The sequence below is a fragment of the Streptomyces sp. NEAU-YJ-81 genome (genome assembly GCF_017592595.1).
Lineage (GTDB): Bacteria > Actinomycetota > Actinomycetes > Streptomycetales > Streptomycetaceae > Streptomyces > Streptomyces hygroscopicus_B.
The window spans coordinates 35,995-55,381 of the sequence record NZ_JAGFNO010000046.1 but is presented as its reverse complement, the minus strand read 5'-3'; the positions used below and the strand labels follow the sequence as shown (position 1 = coordinate 55,381).

At 67.4% G+C, this 19,387-nt stretch carries 19 protein-coding genes; 7 read left to right on the top strand and 12 right to left on the bottom strand.

Going from position 1 to position 19,387, the window contains the following annotated elements; translation table 11 throughout:
• Both J5X86_RS46120 and J5X86_RS46115 read right to left on the bottom strand, forming a co-directional pair.
• On the bottom strand, window positions 1-380 hold a 380-nt coding region (locus tag J5X86_RS46120; RefSeq protein ID WP_308124936.1), incomplete at its 3' end, for a beta-ketoacyl synthase N-terminal-like domain-containing protein.
• Between the two features lie 774 nt (window positions 381-1,154).
• Window positions 1,155-1,811: a TetR/AcrR family transcriptional regulator gene (locus J5X86_RS46115; protein ID WP_208522589.1), complete on the bottom strand. Its 657-nt coding sequence runs from the start codon at window positions 1,809-1,811 to the stop codon at window positions 1,155-1,157.
• Between the two features lie 160 nt (window positions 1,812-1,971).
• Here J5X86_RS46115 and J5X86_RS46110 point away from each other — a divergent pair, with 160 nt between their 5' ends.
• Window positions 1,972-2,442, top strand: a complete 471-nt coding sequence (locus J5X86_RS46110) for a MaoC family dehydratase N-terminal domain-containing protein (protein WP_208522588.1) — start codon at window positions 1,972-1,974, stop codon at window positions 2,440-2,442.
• The gene (locus tag J5X86_RS46105; protein ID WP_208522587.1) at window positions 2,439-3,107 is read left to right on the top strand and encodes an alpha/beta fold hydrolase; all 669 of its coding nucleotides are present in this window, start codon (window positions 2,439-2,441) and stop codon (window positions 3,105-3,107) included. Before J5X86_RS46110 ends, J5X86_RS46105 begins: the two co-directional genes overlap by 4 nt.
• Window positions 3,108-3,326: 219 nt before the next feature.
• Here the strand turns inward: J5X86_RS46105 and J5X86_RS46100 are convergent, their stop codons facing one another.
• The 4 genes from J5X86_RS46100 to J5X86_RS46085 form a co-directional block, all read right to left on the bottom strand.
• Window positions 3,327-5,003: a class I adenylate-forming enzyme family protein gene (locus J5X86_RS46100; protein ID WP_208522586.1), complete on the bottom strand. Its 1,677-nt coding sequence runs from the start codon at window positions 5,001-5,003 to the stop codon at window positions 3,327-3,329.
• A gap of 205 nt (window positions 5,004-5,208) precedes the next feature.
• On the bottom strand, window positions 5,209-5,988 hold the full coding sequence (locus J5X86_RS46095; protein WP_208522585.1) for an SDR family NAD(P)-dependent oxidoreductase: 780 nt from the start codon (window positions 5,986-5,988) through the stop codon (window positions 5,209-5,211).
• Window positions 5,985-7,469, bottom strand: a complete 1,485-nt coding sequence (locus J5X86_RS46090; RefSeq protein WP_208522584.1) for an aldehyde dehydrogenase family protein — start codon at window positions 7,467-7,469, stop codon at window positions 5,985-5,987. The genes J5X86_RS46095 and J5X86_RS46090 overlap by 4 nt, the downstream gene beginning before the upstream one ends.
• A gap of 26 nt (window positions 7,470-7,495) precedes the next feature.
• Window positions 7,496-8,266 (bottom strand): SDR family NAD(P)-dependent oxidoreductase, encoded by a 771-nt coding sequence (locus tag J5X86_RS46085; protein ID WP_208522583.1) that lies wholly within the window; start codon window positions 8,264-8,266, stop codon window positions 7,496-7,498.
• A 200-nt stretch (window positions 8,267-8,466) separates the two neighbouring features.
• On the opposite strand from J5X86_RS46085, the gene J5X86_RS46080 reads away from it, so the two are divergent.
• On the top strand, window positions 8,467-9,240 hold the full coding sequence (locus J5X86_RS46080; protein ID WP_208522582.1) for an SDR family NAD(P)-dependent oxidoreductase: 774 nt from the start codon (window positions 8,467-8,469) through the stop codon (window positions 9,238-9,240).
• Window positions 9,241-9,261: 21 nt separating this feature from the next.
• On the opposite strand, the gene J5X86_RS46075 is transcribed toward J5X86_RS46080, so the two are convergent.
• From J5X86_RS46075 to J5X86_RS46055, 5 genes are all read right to left on the bottom strand, one after another.
• On the bottom strand, window positions 9,262-10,008 hold the full coding sequence (locus J5X86_RS46075) for an SDR family NAD(P)-dependent oxidoreductase (protein WP_243983163.1): 747 nt from the start codon (window positions 10,006-10,008) through the stop codon (window positions 9,262-9,264).
• A 5-nt stretch (window positions 10,009-10,013) separates the two neighbouring features.
• The gene (locus J5X86_RS46070; RefSeq protein ID WP_208522593.1) at window positions 10,014-10,373 is read right to left on the bottom strand and encodes a Zn-ribbon domain-containing OB-fold protein; all 360 of its coding nucleotides are present in this window, start codon (window positions 10,371-10,373) and stop codon (window positions 10,014-10,016) included.
• 68 nt (window positions 10,374-10,441) lie between these two features.
• On the bottom strand, window positions 10,442-11,620 hold the full coding sequence (locus tag J5X86_RS46065; RefSeq protein ID WP_208522580.1) for a lipid-transfer protein: 1,179 nt from the start codon (window positions 11,618-11,620) through the stop codon (window positions 10,442-10,444).
• Window positions 11,620-12,459, bottom strand: coding sequence for an enoyl-CoA hydratase/isomerase family protein (locus J5X86_RS46060; protein WP_208522579.1), 840 nt, complete (start codon window positions 12,457-12,459; stop codon window positions 11,620-11,622). Before J5X86_RS46060 ends, J5X86_RS46065 begins: the two co-directional genes overlap by 1 nt.
• A gap of 94 nt (window positions 12,460-12,553) precedes the next feature.
• Complete coding sequence (locus J5X86_RS46055; RefSeq protein ID WP_208522578.1) at window positions 12,554-14,140, bottom strand: class I adenylate-forming enzyme family protein; 1,587 nt, start codon at window positions 14,138-14,140, stop codon at window positions 12,554-12,556.
• Window positions 14,141-14,291: 151 nt separating this feature from the next.
• Between J5X86_RS46055 and J5X86_RS46050 the strand changes: the two genes are divergently transcribed.
• Genes J5X86_RS46050 through J5X86_RS46040 form a run of 3 tightly spaced genes read left to right on the top strand, consistent with a single transcriptional unit; the run spans window position 14,292 to window position 17,313 of the window.
• A complete protein-coding gene (locus J5X86_RS46050; RefSeq protein WP_208522577.1) occupies window positions 14,292-15,050 on the top strand; it encodes an enoyl-CoA hydratase-related protein in 759 nt (252 codons plus the stop codon).
• The gene (locus tag J5X86_RS46045; RefSeq protein WP_208522576.1) at window positions 15,047-16,093 is read left to right on the top strand and encodes a phosphotransferase family protein; all 1,047 of its coding nucleotides are present in this window, start codon (window positions 15,047-15,049) and stop codon (window positions 16,091-16,093) included. The genes J5X86_RS46050 and J5X86_RS46045 overlap by 4 nt, the downstream gene beginning before the upstream one ends.
• Window positions 16,093-17,313, top strand: coding sequence for an acyl-CoA dehydrogenase family protein (locus J5X86_RS46040; RefSeq protein WP_208522575.1), 1,221 nt, complete (start codon window positions 16,093-16,095; stop codon window positions 17,311-17,313). Before J5X86_RS46045 ends, J5X86_RS46040 begins: the two co-directional genes overlap by 1 nt.
• Here the strand turns inward: J5X86_RS46040 and J5X86_RS46035 are convergent.
• Window positions 17,310-18,098 carry an SDR family NAD(P)-dependent oxidoreductase gene (locus J5X86_RS46035; protein WP_208522574.1) on the bottom strand — a complete coding sequence of 263 codons (789 nt, stop codon included), beginning with the start codon at window positions 18,096-18,098 and terminating at the stop codon, window positions 17,310-17,312. The two genes, J5X86_RS46040 and J5X86_RS46035, sit on opposite strands and share 4 nt — an antisense overlap.
• 76 nt (window positions 18,099-18,174) lie before the next feature.
• On the opposite strand from J5X86_RS46035, the gene J5X86_RS46030 reads away from it, so the two are divergent.
• On the top strand, window positions 18,175-19,320 hold the full coding sequence (locus J5X86_RS46030) for an acyl-CoA dehydrogenase family protein (protein WP_208522573.1): 1,146 nt from the start codon (window positions 18,175-18,177) through the stop codon (window positions 19,318-19,320).
• Window positions 19,321-19,387: the final 67 nt, after the last annotated feature.

The window sequence follows — 19,387 nt, the reverse complement described above, 5'->3', positions numbered from 1 at the left end:
GGGCTGGCGATGGGCACCAGGCTCATCACCTCCACCCCGCCGGCGACCACCAGATCGGCGGCCCCGGAGCCGACCGCCTGGGCGGCGAAGTGCACGGCCTGCTGGGAGGAGCCGCACTGGCGGTCGACGGTGGTGCCGGGGACGTGCTGCGGCAGCCCGGCCGACAGCCATGCGGTACGCGCGACGTTCCCGGTCTGCGCGCCGATCTGGCTGACGCACCCGAAGTACACGTCGTCGACGGCACCCGGATCGACACCGGTGCGCTCCAGCAGAGCGCGCAGCACGTGCGCGCCGAGATCAGCCGGGTGCACACCGCTCAACGCGCCCTTGCGGCGACCGACGGGGGTACGGACGGCTGAGACGATGAATGCCTCGGACACGATGGCTCCATGAGTTCGGGGTACGAGGGTCAGATGCGGGGCGGGACGCGTGAGAAGTCGGGCGCCCGCTGCCGAAAAAGCCCTCCACGGCCTCTCGTCCCGCAGCGGACGCAGCCGGTGGCCAGCGCACGGGCCACGTGGTCCAGCCGCGGGCCAGGGTCGAGCGTCAGGCGGGAGGACATCAGCCGCCGGGGGCGCCGAAGATGGTGATAGGTCGGCGGCGCAGGGCCTCGGCGATGCGCGCGACCTCGGTGACTGGCCGATCGACCGGGACGACCCGGCTCACCAGTCCGATCGCCGCAGCTTCCGCTGCCAGGTCCCGCGATTGGCCAGCAGACGGTCCAGGATCGCTGGAGCCCGACGCGACTTGTAGAGTTGAATTCAATTCAAAATTCTAGCATAGAAGTCCGTAAGAGCAAGAGCCCTGCAGGAGTTCTTCGGTCGGGTGGGGACGGGGCCAGGAGCGACACACCACGCGGACAAGTGGATCCACCCCGGCTCCGGGTCGTGCGGAACGTGTCCCGGCCGCCGTCTCAGGAAGCGCACGACTCGGGGCGACCGAGATCGTCTTCGCCAGATACGCCACACGGCTCCCCGACCGCGCCCGTCTCCCCGCCCTGACGTCACCCAACCATCCGGGGCCGAAGCCCTGAGTTGCAACACATGCCCGCCGCCGACTGTGGTTACCTGGACACCTCCCGCGCCCCCGCCCGCAGGGCGAGTACCCGTTCCGTCGTGCGCGCTCCCGGGCCGGGCGACGGCGACCGTTGAGCGTCAGACGCCAAGCTTCGCGACAGCCATCTGACGTTCGACGAAAAAGTCCTCGACCTGTCGCAGCGACACCGTGCCTCCCGGCCGGTACCAGTGCCAGACACTGGTGTTCATTCCCAGCAGCGCTCGCGCGAGCATCGCAGGGTCGGCCTCCGGGATTACACCCTGCTCCATCCCGCGCACGAGATAGGCCGCCCAAGCGAATTCGAGCTCGCGCAGGCGTTCCCGGGCCAGCATCCGCGCCGACTCCTCCAACTCGGACTTGCGCCGGATGGCCGCACGCCCTTGCTCCGCGACGAGGATCCGCATACGCGCCACCTCATGGTCACTGAGCCGGAACCCGGCACGCAGGGCCTCGTTCAACCCCGTGTCGAAGTCCTGCGCGTTCTTGGTGACGCGCTCGAACTCCTCGCGGTGGCCCTGGAGGGCTTCGGCCAAGATCACAAACAGGCAGTGCACCTTTGACTCGAAGTAGTAGTACAACGCGGTCGGCCCGATGCCCACCGCATGGGCGACGTCGGCCCACTTGCTGTCCTCGTAGCCGTCCCGAGCGAAGACCTCGATCGCTTTCGCGATGATGACCTCTCGCCTGCCCCCAGACGACACTTGCTCCCCCGGACGCTCGCCGGCCCTGGCTGAGGACGTTCCCGCCTTCGACATGATGCTCCCGACAACTCGGCTTCTCGCCACAATACCAACTTGACATCAGTTGAGCTTGCCCCCGGTCCCGCATCTGCCGAAAATTACTATGCCCACGAGGAGGCAAACTGAAGTGACTTCTGTTTATGATGGGTCACTGCATCAAACGAGGAGCATGAGGTTGACCGGAACGCGTGACGCCTTCTTCGAGGACTTCACCGAAGGACTCGTGATCGAAACACTCCGTCGGACCATCACAGAGCCCGATCTCGTCGGCTTTGTGCAGATCGCTGGGCTTTTCGAAGAGATCTGGCTCGATGCGGGCAAGTCAGCGCGGATCGGGCTCGGAGGCCGTGCGGTGCCGGGCGGGCTCACCTTCGTCATCTCCGAGGGACTGCTGGTACTGACCGGTTCCATGGGCAACGCCGTGGGCATGCTCGGCGTCGACAACCTGCGCTGGAGCCACCCGGTCTGCGTCGGCGACACCGTGCACGGGCGCAGCAAGGTCACCGAAGCGCGCCGTAGCTCGTCGAAACCCGACCGCGGCGTGGTCAGCATCACCCACGAACTGCTCAATCAGGACAATGAAGTGGTCCTGAGCTACTCCAGCACCCGACTTATCGCGGCCCGCGGAACGGAGAAGTGCGCATGACGACCACCCGGCCGCACTGGATCATTATCCCCGGCGCCGGCGGCGTCGGCCTGACCTGGAAAGCGATCGCCGAGAAGCTCGACGCGGTGATCACCCCGATCCCGTTCGCGGACTCGGTCACCGAGATCGCCGAGGGCATCGCAGCACAACTGCCCGAGCACGACGGCCCGCACTACATCATCGGCGCGAGCTCGGGAGCGATGGTCGCGCTGGAACTCGCCCGGCTCGTCCGCGTCGATGGCTGCCTGTTCACCGCGAGCGGCTTCGGCATCGAGGTCGGTGACCGTCTACTGCGCTGGCTGGCGGACGATCCACCCGGTATCCACACCAAGATCGCGAAGATCGGCCTCGCCGACGACGGAGCCGACAGGGACAAACTCGACGCGGTCGTCGCCGACTATGACGCCTGTGGCGCCGAACTCCATGTCAGCCAGCTCTCGGCGATCGCCCACTACCGTCCCGACAGCGGCGTGCGGCGTCCGTTCTCCTTCGTCCTCTGGGGCGACCACGACAGGTCCATCCCGTTCGAGGCGCACCGCGTGCTCGCGATGGAATGCGGCGGAGCGCTGGTGCCGCTCGAGAACTGCGGCCATCTCGTGCACGTCGACCGGCCCGACGCGGTGGTGGCCTGGGCACGTCGCCTCGAAGCTCTGACCACCCGCTAAGCGACAGCCGGACATGCGGCGCCGCTCAGCGGGTGGCAAGCCCGCCGTTGCGGACGGCCCGGGGCGAGCACACCCTTGCCGACCATCGCAGTCGGTTGAATACGCCCTGTCCGCTGCCGTAGTTCCAGGGCAGGTGAACCCACTACTATCCGGTAGGGAACGCCGGGCGCACTTGCTCGATCCGGGTCCACTGCGCATCGGTCGACGATTCGAGTCCACTCATCGGGTGGTCGGCGGGGCCGTCTGATCCGCGTGGTTCGCGCTGTCCGCGATCCGGCGGCGGATCTCGGCCCGGTGGAACTTGCCGACATCGGTTCGGGGCAACTCATCGAGGAGGACCAGTCGTTCAGGCAGCTCCTGTTTGGGAAGCCCCTGTTCGATCAGGAACCGACACAGTTCATTGAGGGAAGGGGCGGCGCTCCCGGCACACGGGACAGCGACCGCAGTCGCCGTCTCCCCCAGTCGGGGATGTGGCTCCCCCACCACCACGACAGTGTCCACGGACGGATGCCGGGACAGCAAGCGCTCCAGCTCGAGCGGGTCGATCTGCAGCCCTCCTCGCCGGATGATGTCCTTCGTGCGGCCGCTCCAGGTGAGATAGCCACTGCTGTCGAGGAACATTGTGTCGCCGGTGTCGTAGAACCCGTCTTCGTCGACGGCGGCGGCAGTCACCTCCGGCTGGCCTGCATACCCGAGGAACAGGTTCGGCCCCCGGCACCGATAGCTGCCGGGTGTTCCTTGCGGCACCTCCTGCGCCGTCTGAGGATCAAGTAGCTTTCCGTCCATGCCCTCGAAGGGGATACCGTCGTGCGACAGCCGGTATTCAGACGGCTCGGTGAGTCTGCCGAGGGCGTGCCCTGGCACCTCGCCACATCCGTAGTTCCGAATGATCGGCACCTTCAGCGAGCGTTCCGCGCGCAGGAAGAGCTCCGCACCGGCGGCACCCGAGGTGACGACTCGGATCGAAGCGAGCAAATCGGCCGCACCCTCGACACCGAGCAGGTCGTAGACGTGCGTTCCCATGGTCTTGAGCACCGTTCCCTGCCAGCGGGCTATCTTCTCGGCCGCGTCGGGGGCGCGCCAGCGGCCCACCGGCAGCATCGACGCGCCGTACATCAGGGGAAGGTAGATGTCGAACAGCGAGCCGCCGGCGTGACCGTAGGGAGCGATCGAGACGAAAACGTCCCGCTCGGTGAAGTCGAGCGCCTCGGCCATCTTCCGCGTGGCGTACACGAGCGCGTTGGAGCAGTGGACGATGCTCTTCGGTGAACCCGTGGTGCCTCCGGTCGACAGCACGAGACAGGGATCGCCGCCGCCGACCGCAACGGGCGACGCGATCGGCCCGTCTACCGAAACCGCCTCGAGGACAGGGATGTCCGGGGATTCGGTGTCTCCGCACTCGCCCTGCAGCATCGCGACGCGCCCGGGCACACGCAGATGTTCCCTCCAGAGCGTCCGCCACTCTTCTTGCTCCAGCTTGTCGCCCATGAGTACGACACCGCGAACGTCGAATTGTTCGAGCAGACGCTCGACCAGAGCAGGCACCACTGTCGGTGCCCTCGGCACGAACACCCAACCGCCGATGGACGCCGCCAACTCCATCACCACGCCCTGCCATGAGTTGGGCAGCACGGCCAGCACGGCCTGCCCCGGCTCGACACCGTCGGCAAGGAGGCGCCCCGCGATCCTGCGGGCGCGGTCCCAGAGCTGCCCATAGGTGAGCTCGAGCGCGCCGACGACGGCCGCGCGCTCTGGGTGTGTCGCGGCCCAGTGCTCCACGAAATGGGCGAGGTTCAGATCCTCCCAGTAGCCCTGCTCCCTGTAGTGCCGCTGGAGCTCGGCCGGAAGAAGCGGATGTGCCGCACCGGCCGAACGTTTGCTGTTTACAGGCGTCACGTGCATCCTCCTCGCCCCACCATTTTCCAAGACGTCGCACCCGCCGAGCAAACGACCGTCAATGTGACGAGCATCGACATTGGAGCACCGTGAGGTAAAATTATGTGAACCCGGGTTGGACATCAATAAGACTGCAAATTCGGGCAGCCTCATTCAATTAAGCTGAGGTCAGTTCAATAATTTGGGTTGCGAATTTCCGGAACAGTCAGGAGTCCGGCGGGCCCAACGAGCCGGCAGTGAGGCTATTGCGGCCACCGTCGACCACGATCGCCTCTCCCGTGACGAACGACGCGGCCGAGGAGGCGAGGAACAGGACAACCTCGGCGACCTCGGCCGCCGCCCCCAGCCGCCCCAGCGGGGTCAGCCGGACGACTTCATCGCTGACGCGCTGGGGAACCTGCGTCGCCATCGGCGTGGCGATCCCGCCGGGAACGACACTGTTGACCCGGATGCGGTGGGTACCCAGCTCATGCGCCATCGCCCGGGTCATCGTCAGCAGAGCCCCCTTGGCGAGGCTGTACACGGGGGCCGCGGGGTGGCCGAAGAGCCCGTCCACCGACGCGTTGTTGACCACCGAGGCGCTCGGCGCGGCCCGCAGGCTCGGCAGCAGCTCACGGATCAGCAGGAACGCACTGTCCAGGTTCACCGCCAGCATGCGCCGCCAGTGCTCCATGTCCGCGGCCTCGACGGACACGGCCTCGAAGAGCCCCGCATTGTTGAACAGGACATCTATCCGCGGACAGCGCTCGACGATCCGTCGGGCGACGCGCACCGCTTCGCCGGGCTGTGCGAGGTCAGCCCCGACCGCCTCGACGCTGAGCCCCTGGGCGACGAGCTCGTCGGCCAGGGCGCTGTTGGCGTCCGCGGTGACGTCGACAGCCACGACGTGCGCGCCCTCCGCTGCGAACCGCTCGACGCTGGACCGGCCGATGCCGGAGGCGGACCCGGTGACGACCACGACCTGGCCGTGGAACCGGCCGTTCATCGCAGTGACCACTGGATGTGCTGCGGCTCGAGGAACTCCCGCACGCCCCACTCGCCGTACTCCCGGCCGATCCCGCTGGCCTTGAAACCGCCGAAGGGTGCGTCCAGCCGGAACCCCCCGCCGCCATTGACATAGACGGTGCCCGCCCGCAGCCGTTTCGCGACGCCGATGCCCTCGGCGGTCGTGGCCGAGAAGACATCGGCAGCGAGGCCGTAGGGCACGTCGTTCGCCAGCGCCACGGCGTCGTCGATGTCCTCGTAGGTCAGGAGCACACCGACCGGGCCGAAGATCTCGTCCTGCGCGATCGGTGCCGTCGGGGCGACGTTGTCCAGCAGGACGGGGTTCATGAACCAGCCCTTCTCGATCTCCGGACGGCCGCCGCCGGCGGCGACGACAGCGCCGTCCCGGACGGCCGCATCGACCATTTCCTCGACCCGTTGCCGATGTTCCAGCCCTATGAGCGGACCAACGATCGTCTTCGGGTGCCACGGGTCCCCGGTCCGGATCTTCGTATAAGCAGCCGCGCTCAGTTCGACGAACTCGTCGTGTTGGTCGCGGTGGACGAGCAGACGCGAAGGCGCAGCGCATGCCTGGCCCGCGTTCATGAGGTACTTGAGGTGCATGCGACGGACGAGCGGCGCCAGCTCCACGCCGGGCAGCACGACGGTCGGCGTCTTGCCTCCCAGCTCGAGGGTCACGCCCTTCAGGCTGGGTGCGGCCTGCCGCATGATCTGCTCGCCGACCTGGCGCGAGCCGGTGAAGCCGATCTTGTCGATCTCGGGGTGGCTCGTCAGCCTGCGCCCGACCGACGGACCGCCGAGCACGATGTTGACCACGCCGGGTGGGAAGTCCGCGGCGGCGATCGACTCGGCGAGCATGAGCGTCGCCAGCGGGGCCCTGGGGCTGGGGGCGATCACCACGGTGCAGCCGGCGGCCAAGGCACCACCCATCGTCCGCAGGGCGAGAACCAGCGGGTAGTTGTAGGCGGGGATGACCGCGACCACGCCGACGGGCTGATAGTTGACCAGGCTGTCACTGGGCATCGGCCCGAGGTCGACTCCGAGCGGCTCGGTGCGGTCCACCGCGGCGAGATCGGCATAGGAGCGCAGGATGTCGAGCGGCATCTTGACCTGGCCGACCCGTGACTGGGCGATCGGCGTACCGCACTCATAGGTGATGGCTGCCGCCAGCTCCTCGGACCGACGCTCGAGCTCGTCGGCGAGCCGGTGCATCAGCCGGGCGCGGCCGCGGGCGCCGAGCCCCGTCCAGGCACCGCTGTCGAACGCCCGGCGCGCCGCCAGGACAGCGCGGTCGACCTGCTCCACGTCGGCCTGCGGTACCGCCGCGAGCTCGAGCTCCGTTGCCGGGTCGAACACCGTGACCGGGGTGTCGCGTCCCGGCTCGGGCTTACCGTCGATGAAGAGGTCAAGGGTCCAGGTAGGACTGGGCGCGGCCGTGTGGCCGGTGGTCGTGCTGGTCAATGGCCTTGCCTTCCGATGCGAGGATGTCACTTCGCGACGTAGCCGCCGTCGACCGGCATGGCCACGCCGGTCACGAAACGGGCATCATCACTGGCCAGGAACGCCACGACGTCGGCGACCTCGCCCGGCTGCCCGAGCCTGCCCATGGGCACCTGGCGCTTGACGTAGCTGGGGATCTTCTCCTCGATGGCCGGATTCTCTTCCCGGGAGAAGAAGCGCGGCAGCATCGGCGTGTCCATCATTCCCGGACAGACGGCGTTGACCCGGACGCCCTCGGACGCGAGGGTCAGCGCGAGCGACTGCATGAGCAATACGACGCCCCCCTTGGTCATTCCGTACAGCGGCGCACCTGGTGAACCGACGAGACCACCGGTGGAGGCGTTGAAGATGACGGCGCCGCGACCCTCGGCACGCCGCAGCGCCGGCAGTGCGTACATGGTCGCGAAGTACGCACCGCGCATGTTGATGTTGACGGCGCGATCCCACTCCTCCAGCGTGATCTCGATGCCCGCCGCGCCAGGAATACCGGCGTTGTTGAAAAGGATGTCGAGGCGCCGGTGGCGCTGGTCGATGTCCGCGAAGAGACCTTTCAGGCCATCGACGTCGGCCACATCGACCTCCGCCACCTCAGCGCTGCCGCCGTCGGACTCGATCAGCTCGACCGTTTCGCGCGCCGACTCCTTGTTGATGTCGGCCACCACGACGGTGGCACCGTCCGCCGCAAGTCGCCGAGCACTGGCCTGGCCCATGCCGGACCCGCCAGCCGTCACGACCGCCACACGATCCTGAAGTTTCATTTGGCACCTCCTCACTTCGCGCGCCTGCTCGCCGCGCACCGTCTCGGTCCTCCCGCACCCGCCACGCCCTCGCCCGGGTGACACATCTGAATCTAGCTGAGTTGAGTTCAAATTAGTAGCCCGGGGTTATAGTACTGATACACGTCCGCAACGGAACCCCCCTGTGCGCATTATTGAAGTCACTTCAAACAAGGAGTCACATGCGGGACCTGTTCGATCTCCATGACCACGTCGCCGTCCTGTCCGGCGGGCACGGCGCCATCGCAGAGGCGATGGCAGGCGCGCTCGCGGCCCGCGGTTGCCACCTCGTGCTCGGTGCCCGCCGCGTCGACCGCTGCGAGGAGCTTGCCCGGCGGCTCACGCGCGAGCACGGCGTGACAGCGCTCGCCCACAGCCTGGATGTGAGCGACGAGAAAAGCGTGCAGTCGTTCGTGACCGCCGCGCTCGGGGTGACAGGACGCATCGACGTAGCCATCAACAGCGCCGCCACCTTCTGGGCGGCGCCCCCCGAAGAGGTGCCGATCGAGCGTGGCTGGCGCCGAGTCATCGACGTCAACCTGACCGGCGCCTTCCTGCTCGCCCAAGCAGCCGGTCGGGTGATGCTCACCCAGGGCTGTGGCTCGATCATCAACGTGTCGTCGTTCGGCGGCCTGACCACCTTGCTGCCCAGGGACGGGTCAACGATCAGCTACACCACGTCAAAAGGGGCCATGATCAGCCTGACCCGCGATCTCGCGGCACAATGGGCGCACAAGGGTGTCCGGGTCAACGCCCTGGCTCCGGGGTTCATCGCCACCGGCATGGCCGACACCATCGAAAAGGAACGGATCGAGCGCTTGACCGCCGATATTCCTATGGGCCGGTTCGGGCGTCCTGAGGAACTCGCCGGCGCGGTCGTCTTCCTTGCCTCCGCAGCCTCCAGCTACGTCACCGGCGCCGTGCTCAGCGCCGACGGCGGCCGCGCGATCGTATGAACGTGCGGCCGCCAGGCAGGCTCACCGCGCGAGAAAGCCCCCGTCAATGACCAGCTCGCTCCCGGTCATGTAGGACGATTCATCGCAAGCGAGGAACAAGACCCCGTACGCGATCTCCCGCGGCTCTCCGAGCCGACCGAGCGGGATGCTCTCGGTGCCGCTGCCGCGCTCCGAGGCCGAGGTCGAGCCGCCCCGCATCGCGGGCATATAGCCGGGATGCACCGAGTTCACCCGGACGTTGTCGCGCCCGAGGCGCAGGGCGGCCATCTTGGTGAACGTCCGCACGGCGCCCTTGGACGCGTAGTACCCCGGGTGGCCCCCGGTGCCTCCCACGATGCCCACGATGGACGAGATGTTGACGATCGAGCCGCGTTTCGCGGCCGCCATGCGCTTCCCGACTTTGGTCGTCCCCAGGTACACGCTCGTCGCGTTCACGGACATGAGCGTGTTCCAACCGTCCAGGTCGTCGTGATCGGGAAAGGTCAGCCCGCTCAGCCCGGCGTTGTTGACCAGTGCGTCAATCCGGCCGTGGCGCTCCATCACTGTGCCGATCAGCCGGTCCCAGTCCCCCGGCACGGTGACGTCGGCCTGATGAAAGACCACATCCCCACCGTCGGCCGAGCTCGAGTCGGTCAACTCGTCGCCGCAGTGCCCATCAATGTCCGTGGCGATGACGTGCGCCCCCTGAGAGGCAAGCAGGCTCACCTGCGCCTTCCCCAGCCCGCCACCTGCGCCCGTCACGATCGCAACCCTGTCTTGCATCCGCATCCGCTTCACCTCTTTCTGCCCTGAGCTTCCGCGGGCGCGAACCACAGGAGTCCGAAACCGTCCTTGCGCTCCACTTCGGCGACCACGGCAAGGCCCGCCAGGAGGTCTGAGGGGTCACCGAGGTAGCGCCCGATCAGGCGGCCCCCGTCGCTGAGGTCCACCGCCACGATCCCGTAAGGCACATCCTGGCCGAACTCAGGGGCGAACGACCTGTTGGCGACCACCCAGGAGTAGACGCGGCCATCGCCCCGTACCGGTTCGAGGTTCCACCCCCGGGAGCCGCAGTGCGGGCAGAAGGGCTGGGGCGGGAAGAACCGCCGGTGACAGTTCGTGCACTCCGGCATGGTGAGGCGTCCCTGCGCCATCGCGTCCCACCACGGTGCGGTGTCGCGGTTCGGCGTAGGGACGACGTACCCAGCGGCGCCTGGCCCGTTCATGTCCTGTCCCCGGTCAGGATGAGAGCCGAGCCGTCCATCATCGCTCCGGACGTGACGACTGCGATGTCATTGCGGTCGAGCTGCCGCTCCCGCTCGTTGCCCTGGATCTGCAGGACCGCTTCCGCCAGGGTGTTCATCCCGTGGAGATACCCCTCACTGAGCAGGCCCCCATGGGTGTTGATCGGGAGCGAGCCGTTCGCCCGCGTGGCACCGCTCGCGACGAACGCCGGAGCCTCACCGCGGGCGCAGATCCCGAGCCCTTCCAGCGTCATCGGGACGACCGCGCTGAAACAGTCGTAGATCTCGGCGAACTGGACTTCATCCTTCGTGACGCTCGCCGCGCCCCAGAGCCGGTCGGCGAGGTATGTATGGCAGTTCACGGACCAGTCCTCCCAGCTGAAGAGATCGGACATGTCGATGCCCGATCCGCGCGGCGTCGTCCATGCGGCGCTGTCGATGACGGCGGGACGCTGCCGAAGGTCACGCGCGTGCTCGAGGGACGTGACGAGCACGGCGCAGGCTCCGTCGACCTCGGGGGTGCAGTCCGCGGTGCGGAACGGGTCGACGACCCACGGCTTGGCGAGATACTCGTCGATCGTCAGCGGATTGCGCAGGATGGCCCGCTCGTTGCGTGCGGCGTACTCGCGTTGGGCGACGACTATCTCGCCGAGGTCACGGGAGGTGGCGCCGGTCTCCACCATGTAGCGCCGTGCCCACATGGCAATGTACTGGGGGTAGGCGCCGAACCCGATCGGATAACGAAAGTCGCTGGTCAGCGACTCGTAGCTCGTCGAGCCTATCCGCAGGCCGCTGCGGCCGTTGAGTGCGCGGAAGACCAGGACGTTGCGTGCCATTCCGGACTCCACCGCCATTGCCGCGAGGGCGACCGCAAAGCACGGCGCCTGCCCTCCGAGGCTCAAGTCGATCGCGAAGTCGAGCGGGCGCCCGCCGAGGCCGGCGGCGACCGCCTGGCCGTAGACCGAGTCGTTGAGCAGGCTGTACGTGACGATTCCGTCGATCTCTGCCGTGTCGAGACCGGCGTTGTCGGCCGCGGCGCGGCAGGCCGTCGTCGCGAGGTCGAGGACGCTGACGCCGGACTCCCGGCTCAGTGAGGTGTAGCCCACCCCGGCGATGGCCGACTTTCCTGCGAAGGTGGGCCTGCGGACGGTGGTCATCACAGGTCCCGGTAGCGCGGCTCGCGCTTCTCGATGAAGGCGTTGATGCCTTCCATCGAGTCCGGTTTGGTGAGGCAGTACTCAAGTGCGTTGTCGCGCTCGATCCTCAGCGCGTGCGCGAAGTCGGTTCCCAAGCCCGCCCAGATGGTCTTCTTCATGTAATGCAGCGCCGTGGGGCTCTTGAGCGCCAATCCGCGGGCGAACTCGATGCCCTCGTCGATCAACTGGTCATCCGGCACGATCCGGTTGACCAGCCTCCACTCGAACGCCTCGCGGGCGTCGAGCATGCGCCCGGAGAATGCCAGTTCCAATGCGCGGGACGAGCCGACGAGCCGAGGGAGCCTCGCGAGGGCTCCGGCTCCACCGATCTGCGCGAAGTTGATGTGCATGTCACCGATGCGCGCCGATTCCGCGGCCCAGGCGAAGTCGCAGGCGAGCAGCAACTCGGTGCCCCCCGCGGCGCAGATGCCGTTGACGAGCGCGACAACGGGTTTGGTCATCGACGCGATGCCCTCGACCAGCCGGCAGTACTCGTCAACGAACTTGGTGAACGCCACGGGGTCGGCCTGCAGCTTCCGGTACGCAGTGATGTCGCCTCCCGCGCTGAACCCGCGGCCCGTTCCGGTGACCAATACGGCACGGACGTCAGGGTCCGCTTCCGCGGTGGCCAGTGCCTTCGCGAGTTCTCGCTGGGTGTCCCAGTTGATCGCGTTGAGCTGGTCCGGGCGATTGAAACGAAGGACGGCGGCCACCTGGCCTGCCGAGTCCAGGGGTTCGTGGTCGACGACGACCAGAGCGGTTTCGTGATCCGTGGGGGGCGCTGCTGACTTGATCGTCATGGCGGTTGGTCTTCCTGTCTGCCGGGACGGACGGGCTGCTGTGACGGATACTCGTGATTTAGTTGAATTCAGATCATGCTGTTGCCTTGCTGGTTCAGGTTTGTGAGCGCAGGTGGCGGCGCTGGATCTTCCCGGACGTCGTCGTGGGCAGGTGCGCGACCAGGCGGACCTCCCGTGGCGCCTTGTAGGCCGCCAGGTGCTTGCGCGCAAAGGCGATGAGGTCCATGTCCGTCACGGTCACGCCTGGCTTCGTGACCACGAATGCGCTCACGCGCTCGCCGCGATAGGCGTCCGGCAGGCCGACGACAGCCGCCTGCTGCACATCGTCGTGGCGAAGCAGGACCTCCTCCACCTCGCGCGGCCAGACCTTGTAGCCGGAGGTGTTGATCTGGTCCTTCAGACGATCAACGATGTACACCCAGCCGTCGGCGTCCACGATGGCGCCGTCCCCGGTTCTCAAGGCGCCGTTGGGCATCGCATCGGCCGTTGCCTCAGGGTTGCGCCAGTACCCGGGGACCACAGATGGCCCGGACACCTCGAGTTCGCCCTGCTCTCCCGGGCCGAGCGGGGCACCGTCCGGGTCGACCACTCGCAGGGTCACCCCCGGCATGGCCTTGCCCACGGACAGGACACCGGAGGCCACATCGACCGGAGCGCGGGTGCCGAGGGGCACCGCGACAACCGCCGACGTCGTCTCGGTCATGCCGTAGACGTTGTGAACGTAATGGCCGAGCCTGCGCTCCAGCGACTCGACCGTGGCCGGGGACACCGGCGCGCCTCCCGAGTAGAGGGCTCGGACACCGGCCAACACCTCCGGTGTGGCCCTCGTGCTGCCTGCGAGCGAGAGGTACGCCGTGATCGCGGCGACGGTGAAGGTCACGTGGTGCTCGACGAAGGCATCGAGCACCACGTCGGGATGAAAACGTTCGGTCAGCACCAGCGGACTGCCACTGACAAGTCCCACCACCGCGTTGATCACCGCACCCGTGATGTGGAACAGCGGCGCCATCGCCAGCACGGTGTCCCGCTCGCCGAGCCCGGCCACGGCCGCGAACCCCGATGCCGAGGCCAGCACTGCCGCGTGAGTGTTCACGGCGCCCTTCGGTGGTCCTGTGGTCCCTGAGGTGTAGGTCAGGAAGGCACACGATGCCGGGTCGGGGGACTTCGCCCCCGGCCGTTCTCCCAGGCGTCGCATCGCCAGCTCGACGAGGTCTGCCTGACGCGTAGCGGCCGGCTCGGGCCCCAGAACGCGGTCGTCGTCTCGCGTCTGGAAGTGCCGTGAGGAGGTCGCCAGCGACCACGCGTCGACCCGCTCGCAGATCGCGCTGACGTGCTCCGCCTCGCGGGTGCCGCAGACGACTCCCACGGCGCCGGAGTCGGACACCAGGTACTCCAGTTCCTCACCGTGGTACATGGGGTTGATCAGCAGTGGGACCGCCCCGATCTTCCAGAGCGCGAGCACGGTCAGCACGAACTGCGGACAGTTCTGCAGGGCGATGCCGACGACATCCCCGCAGCCCACGCCGCGTTCCCTGAGTACGACTGCCACGGCGTCCGACAGGTCGTCAGTCTCGCCCACCGAGAGCGTGCAGTCGAAGTAGACGAGGGCCGTGGAGCCGGGAGCCGCGTGGACGCGCGAGCGCCAGGAGTCGAGGGCGGTCAGGGAAGCGGCAGGTGTCATCGATGCCCTCCTGGTCTTGTCTCGTCTCTTGTCTCGTCCGACATCGACTTATACTATCTGAAGTGAATTCAATAAAGCTAGCAAGAGAAGGGGCCTTGCAGTGAGAGGCAGTGATCCGGAAGTTCGATATGACTTCAACACGATCGAAGTCGTGCGCAAGAACGACATCCTCCACGTGACGCTGGCGAACCCACGCAATGCCGTCAACACCGTCGACGGGCCCATGCATCGCGAGCTCGTCAGGCTCTTCGAGCAGCTGAAGAACGAGCGGGCGGCGCGAGCCGTGGTCCTGACCGGCGCGGGCACGGCATTCAGCGCGGGTGGCGACTTCGCCTGGATGCGGGAGCAAGGGCCTGACACGCTCCGCAACCTTCGCAACGAGGGCAAACAGCTCGTCTGGAACGCGCTCGATGTCGAGGTCCCGATCGTGGCCGCAGTCAACGGCCCGGCGGTCGGACTGGGCGCGACACTCGCCTTGCTGTGCGACGTCGTCGTGATGGGAGAGTCGGCCACGATCGCCGACCCGCACGTGAAGGTAGGACTCGTGGCGGGAGACGGCGGCGCGGTGCTGTGGCCCATGCTCATCGGCCCCGTCCAGGCCAAGCGTTACCTGCTCACCGGCTCGGCGCTGACGGGCCCCGACGCCGAGCGGCTCGGGCTCGTCACGGAGTGCGTGCCGGACAGTGAACTGGCCGAGCGGGCCCACGCCTGGGCACGCCGCCTGGCCTCCGGCGCATCGGTGGCGATCTCCTACACGAAGCTTGCGGTCAACCAGATGATCAAGCAAGCAATGACCACCGCATTCGATTACTCAACCGCGCTCGAAGTCCTGACCTTCGTCAGCGCCGATCACAAGGAGGCGCTCGACGCGATGGAGCAGAAGCGCACGCCAGAGTTCCAGGGCCGATGAGCGACGCGACCGAGGCGTGCGCGGCCGAACCGCCCGGTTTGGACCTCGCCGCCCTCAGAGCCCACCTCGAATCGGCGCTGCCCGGCACCACCACGGGTGAGTTGACCGGCTCCGTGATCGCAGGCGGGAAGTCCAACCTCACCTACGACGTGACCGACGGATCACGGCACTGGGTGGTGCGGCGCCCGCCCCTTGGCCATGTGTTGGCGACCGCCCACGACATGAGCCGCGAGCATCGAGTGCTGACGGCCCTGCACGGCAGTCAGGTCCCCGTCCCCCGCACGTATCTGCTGTGCGAGTCCCCCGACGTCATCGGCGCCCCGTTCTACATGATGGAACGCGTCGAGGGAATGACCTTCCGCTGGCGCTCGCAACTCGAACCGCTCGGAGCCGGGCGGGTCGAAGCAATATCACGCCGTCTGGTCTCCACACTGGCGTCCCTGCACGCGGTAGACCCCACGGGGGTCGGCCTGGGCGACTTCGGCCGCCCCGACGGCTACCTCGAGCGCCAGGTGCGGCGGTGGGGCCGCCAGCTCGACGCGTCACGCAGCCGCGACCTCGCAGGCGTCGACGAACTCCGGCACCTGCTGGAGTCGGCCGTGCCGCCCTCGGGTGAGGCGGCCCTTGTGCACGGCGACTTCCGGTTGGACAACACGCTCGTCGACGACCAGGACAACATCGTCGCGCTGCTGGACTGGGAGATGGCGACTCTCGGGGACCCGCTGGCCGATCTGGCGCTGATGCTCGCCTACGACCGGCTCGCCAGGCACCCCGAGGGTGACGGCATCGCCGATGCCTCCACGGCCACCGGATACCTCAGCGCCTCCGAGGTGGTCGATCTCTATGCCGCGTTGAGCGGTCGCGACGTGTCACGGATCGGGTTCCACCTCGGCCTCGCGTTCTTCAAGCTGGCCGTCATCCTCGAGGGCATCCATTTCCGCTTCGTCAGTGGGCGGACCGTGGGGGACGGATTCAACCGCGCCGGGGCACTGGTCGAGCCTGCACTCGCCGCCGGCCTCGAATCACTGAAGGAGCAGTACTAATGGACTTCGCGCACGACGACGTCACGAAGGTGAAGCTCGAGGAGCTGTCCTCCTTCATGGACGACTACGTCTACCCAGCCGAGCAGACATTCGCCGAACAACTCGCCGCACTCGACGACCGGTGGGCATGGACGCGTGTCCCTGTGCTGCAGGAGCTCAGGGCCGAGGCCCGCCGACGGGGCCTGTGGAACCTTTTCCTGCCTGGCAAGGACGGCGGCGGTCTGACGAACTTGCAGTACGCGCCACTGGCCGAGCTCACCGGGCGCAGCCTTCACCTTGCTCCGCCCGCGCTGAACTGCTCTGCGCCGGATACCGGCAACATGGAGGTGCTGCACCTGTTCGGCACCGAGGACCAGCGGAAGCGGTGGCTCGAACCGCTGCTGAACGGCGAGATCCGCTCGTCGTTCGCGATGACGGAGCCGCGCGTGGCGTCGTCCGACGCGACCAACATCGAAACGTCGATCGTCCGGGACGGCGACGAATACGTGCTGAACGGCCGCAAGTGGTGGATTACCGGGGCGCTGAACCCCGACGCGGCGATCTTCATCGTCATGGGCAAGACCGATCCGAGTGCCCCTCGGCACCAGCAGCAGAGCCAGGTTCTCGTCCCGAGGGACACCAAGGGGCTGACCATCCTGCGCGGGATGCACGTCTTCGGCTACGACGATCACAGCCATGGCGGGCATGCCGAGCTCGTGCTGGAGAACGTCCGGGTGCCGGTGTCCAATGTGATCGGCCGCGCAGGCGACGGCTTCGCCATCGCGCAGGCTCGGCTGGGCCCCGGTCGCATCCATCACTGCATGCGCTCGATCGGTGTCGCCGAGCGTGCCGTGGAGCTCATGGTGCGCCGCGCCTCGGAGCGAGTCGCGTTCGGTAAGCGCATCGCCGATCAGGGTGTGGTGCGTGACTGGATCGCCGAGTCCCGGGTCCGGATCGAGCAACTTCGGCTGCTGGCGCTGAAGACGGCCTGGTTGATGGACACGGTCGGGAACAAGGGCGCGCACTCGGAGATCCAAGCCATCAAGATCGCGACACCGAAGACGATCGAATGGATCCTCGACAAGGCCATCCAGGTACATGGCGCGGGGGGCCTGAGCCAGGACTACTTCCTGGCTCAGGCATTCGCCGGGATGCGAACGCTGCGTTTCGCGGACGGCCCCGACGAGGTCCACAAGAACTCGCTGGCACGCGCGGAGATTCGCCGCCTGGCGGGTGTCTAACGGGCCGTCCACCCGCCGTCGACGGCGAGCACTTGCCCGGTGCAGTAGGAGGAGGCCGGGGAAGCGAGGAAGAGCAGCGCGGTGTCCAGTTCGTGCTCAGCCCCCGGGCGACCGACCATGGTGTTGCGCTCGACCCAGCGAGCCGAGCGTTCATCGGCGAACAGTCCAGCGGTCATCTCGGACGGGAACCAGCCAGGCGCGAGGGCGTTGACCCGAACACCGCGCCGGCCCCATTGACCGGCCAGCTCGCGAGTCAGCCCGATGAGCCCTGCCTTGGAGGAGGCGTATCCCGCGCCACCGACCGGCGCACCGGACACCAGCCCGAGAATCGAAGCGACGTTGACGACACTCATCCCCGACGGCGGATCGGCGGCCATGACCAGGTCGCGCGTCAACGCGTAGGCGGCAACCAGATTGACCGAGAGCAGCCGCAGGACGTCGTCGGGCTCCTCCTCCTCGACACGAAGGGGACCGCTCATGCCCGCGTTGTTCACGACGATGTCGACCCGGCCCGATACCGTCGCCTCGCCCATCGCCTCCGTGACGATCCGGCGACGGTCGTCGGGCGAGTCGATGTCGTCCGGCAGCGGCCTGATCGCGGGATGCAGCCACCGCAACTCGGCCAGCCGGTCGGCCCGGCGAGCCGTGGCCACTACGTCCGCGCCCGCCTCGGCGAGCAGCAGGGCGAAGCAGGCGCCGAGTCCCGACGACGCCCCGGTCACCAACGCGGTGCGGCCTTTCAGGGAAAAGAGCTCGGCCGGGGACTGTGGTGCAGTGAGATCCATGTCTGGCCATCCTCAAGAGATTCACAACTGAACTGACATCAATTTAGTACTACCTAGCTCCATACCGAGGAGAGAGATGCGTCGAACCATCTTCGAAACCGAGCATGAGGACTTCCGGGCCGCGGTTGGGGAGTTCGTGGAGCGCGAGATCAAGCCCCACGTCAAGGAACACGGGGCGCAGGGCGAGATACCCCAAGAGGTGTGGCGCACAGCGGGCGGCCACGGTTTCCTCGGCCTGTGCGTGCCCGAGGACCTCGGCGGGGCGGGGATTGACGACTACCGGTTCAATGCCGTCCTGGACGAGGAACTCGTCCAGGCCGGACTCGCGTACGCCTGCGCGCTAGGGGTACACACGCATGTCATCGCTCCCTACCTTGTGAACCTCACGACGCCCGACCAGCGCAAGCGCTGGCTACCGTCGTTCTGCCGCGGCGAGTTGGTCACGGCCATCGCGATGACCGAGCCGTCCGGCGGGTCCGACCTGGCGGCCTTGCGGACCCGCGCGGTGCGCCACGGGCACGAGTGGGTGATCAACGGCGCCAAGACCTTCATCACGAACGGCGCGTCAGCGGCGCTCACCATCGTCGCAGCGCAGACCGAACCCGGCAGCCGTTCGAAGGGAATCACACTCTTCGCGGTGGAGGCCGGTACGCCGGGTTTCGACCACGGCAGGCGGCTGTCCAAAGTCGGCCAGCCGCAGGGCGACACCGCGGAGCTCTACTTCGACGAAGTCCGGGTCTCCGACGACGCGGTGATCGGAGACGTCGGCGGAGGCTTCCCGGCGATGATGAAGCATCTGGCCCAGGAACGCCTCGCGTCGGCGGTGTGCAACATCGCACACGCGAGGAAGGTGCTCGACGAGGCGATCACCCATGTCAAACGGCGCGAGGCATTCGGTAAGACCATTGCCGCTCTCCAGCACACGCGCTTCCTGCTCGCCGACCTGGTGACCGAGGCCGAGGCAACACAGGCGTTCGTCGACGCGTGCATCGCGGCGCATGTCGCTCATGAGCTCACCCCCGAGCAGGCAGCGATGGCCAAGCTCAAGACATCCGAAGTACAGGGCACGATCGTCGATGCTGCCGTCCAGATGCACGGCGGGCTGGGTTACATGCGCGAGAGCGCCGTCGCCCAGGACTGGATGGATGCCCGTGTCACGCGCATCTGGGCCGGCACCAACGAGATCATGCGCGAGGTCATCGGCCGTTCGGTGACCCGATGAACGGGGGCGTGGGGCAACGCAGGACGGCTCGGTGATCGCTCGGACGGGTTCGCCGAATCTCCAAGCA

Bases quoted from the DNA above. Each gene is read 5' to 3' on its own strand.
- J5X86_RS46115 (WP_208522589.1), bottom strand. From the start codon at position 1,811: ATGTCGAAGGCGGGAACGTCCTCAGCCAGGGCCGGCGAGCGTCCGGGG.
- J5X86_RS46105 (WP_208522587.1), top strand. From the start codon at position 2,439: ATGACGACCACCCGGCCGCACTGGATCATTATCCCCGGCGCCGGCGGC.
- J5X86_RS46095 (WP_208522585.1), bottom strand. From the start codon at position 5,988: ATGAACGGCCGGTTCCACGGCCAGGTCGTGGTCGTCACCGGGTCCGCC.
- J5X86_RS46085 (WP_208522583.1), bottom strand. From the start codon at position 8,266: ATGAAACTTCAGGATCGTGTGGCGGTCGTGACGGCTGGCGGGTCCGGC.
- J5X86_RS46080 (WP_208522582.1), top strand. From the start codon at position 8,467: ATGCGGGACCTGTTCGATCTCCATGACCACGTCGCCGTCCTGTCCGGC.
- J5X86_RS46075 (WP_243983163.1), bottom strand. From the start codon at position 10,008: ATGCGGATGCAAGACAGGGTTGCGATCGTGACGGGCGCAGGTGGCGGG.
- J5X86_RS46070 (WP_208522593.1), bottom strand. From the start codon at position 10,373: ATGGCGCAGGGACGCCTCACCATGCCGGAGTGCACGAACTGTCACCGG.
- J5X86_RS46065 (WP_208522580.1), bottom strand. From the start codon at position 11,620: ATGACCACCGTCCGCAGGCCCACCTTCGCAGGAAAGTCGGCCATCGCC.
- J5X86_RS46060 (WP_208522579.1), bottom strand. From the start codon at position 12,459: ATGACGATCAAGTCAGCAGCGCCCCCCACGGATCACGAAACCGCTCTG.
- J5X86_RS46055 (WP_208522578.1), bottom strand. From the start codon at position 14,140: ATGACACCTGCCGCTTCCCTGACCGCCCTCGACTCCTGGCGCTCGCGC.
- J5X86_RS46045 (WP_208522576.1), top strand. From the start codon at position 15,047: ATGAGCGACGCGACCGAGGCGTGCGCGGCCGAACCGCCCGGTTTGGAC.
- J5X86_RS46040 (WP_208522575.1), top strand. From the start codon at position 16,093: ATGGACTTCGCGCACGACGACGTCACGAAGGTGAAGCTCGAGGAGCTG.
- J5X86_RS46035 (WP_208522574.1), bottom strand. From the start codon at position 18,098: ATGGATCTCACTGCACCACAGTCCCCGGCCGAGCTCTTTTCCCTGAAA.
- J5X86_RS46030 (WP_208522573.1), top strand. From the start codon at position 18,175: ATGCGTCGAACCATCTTCGAAACCGAGCATGAGGACTTCCGGGCCGCG.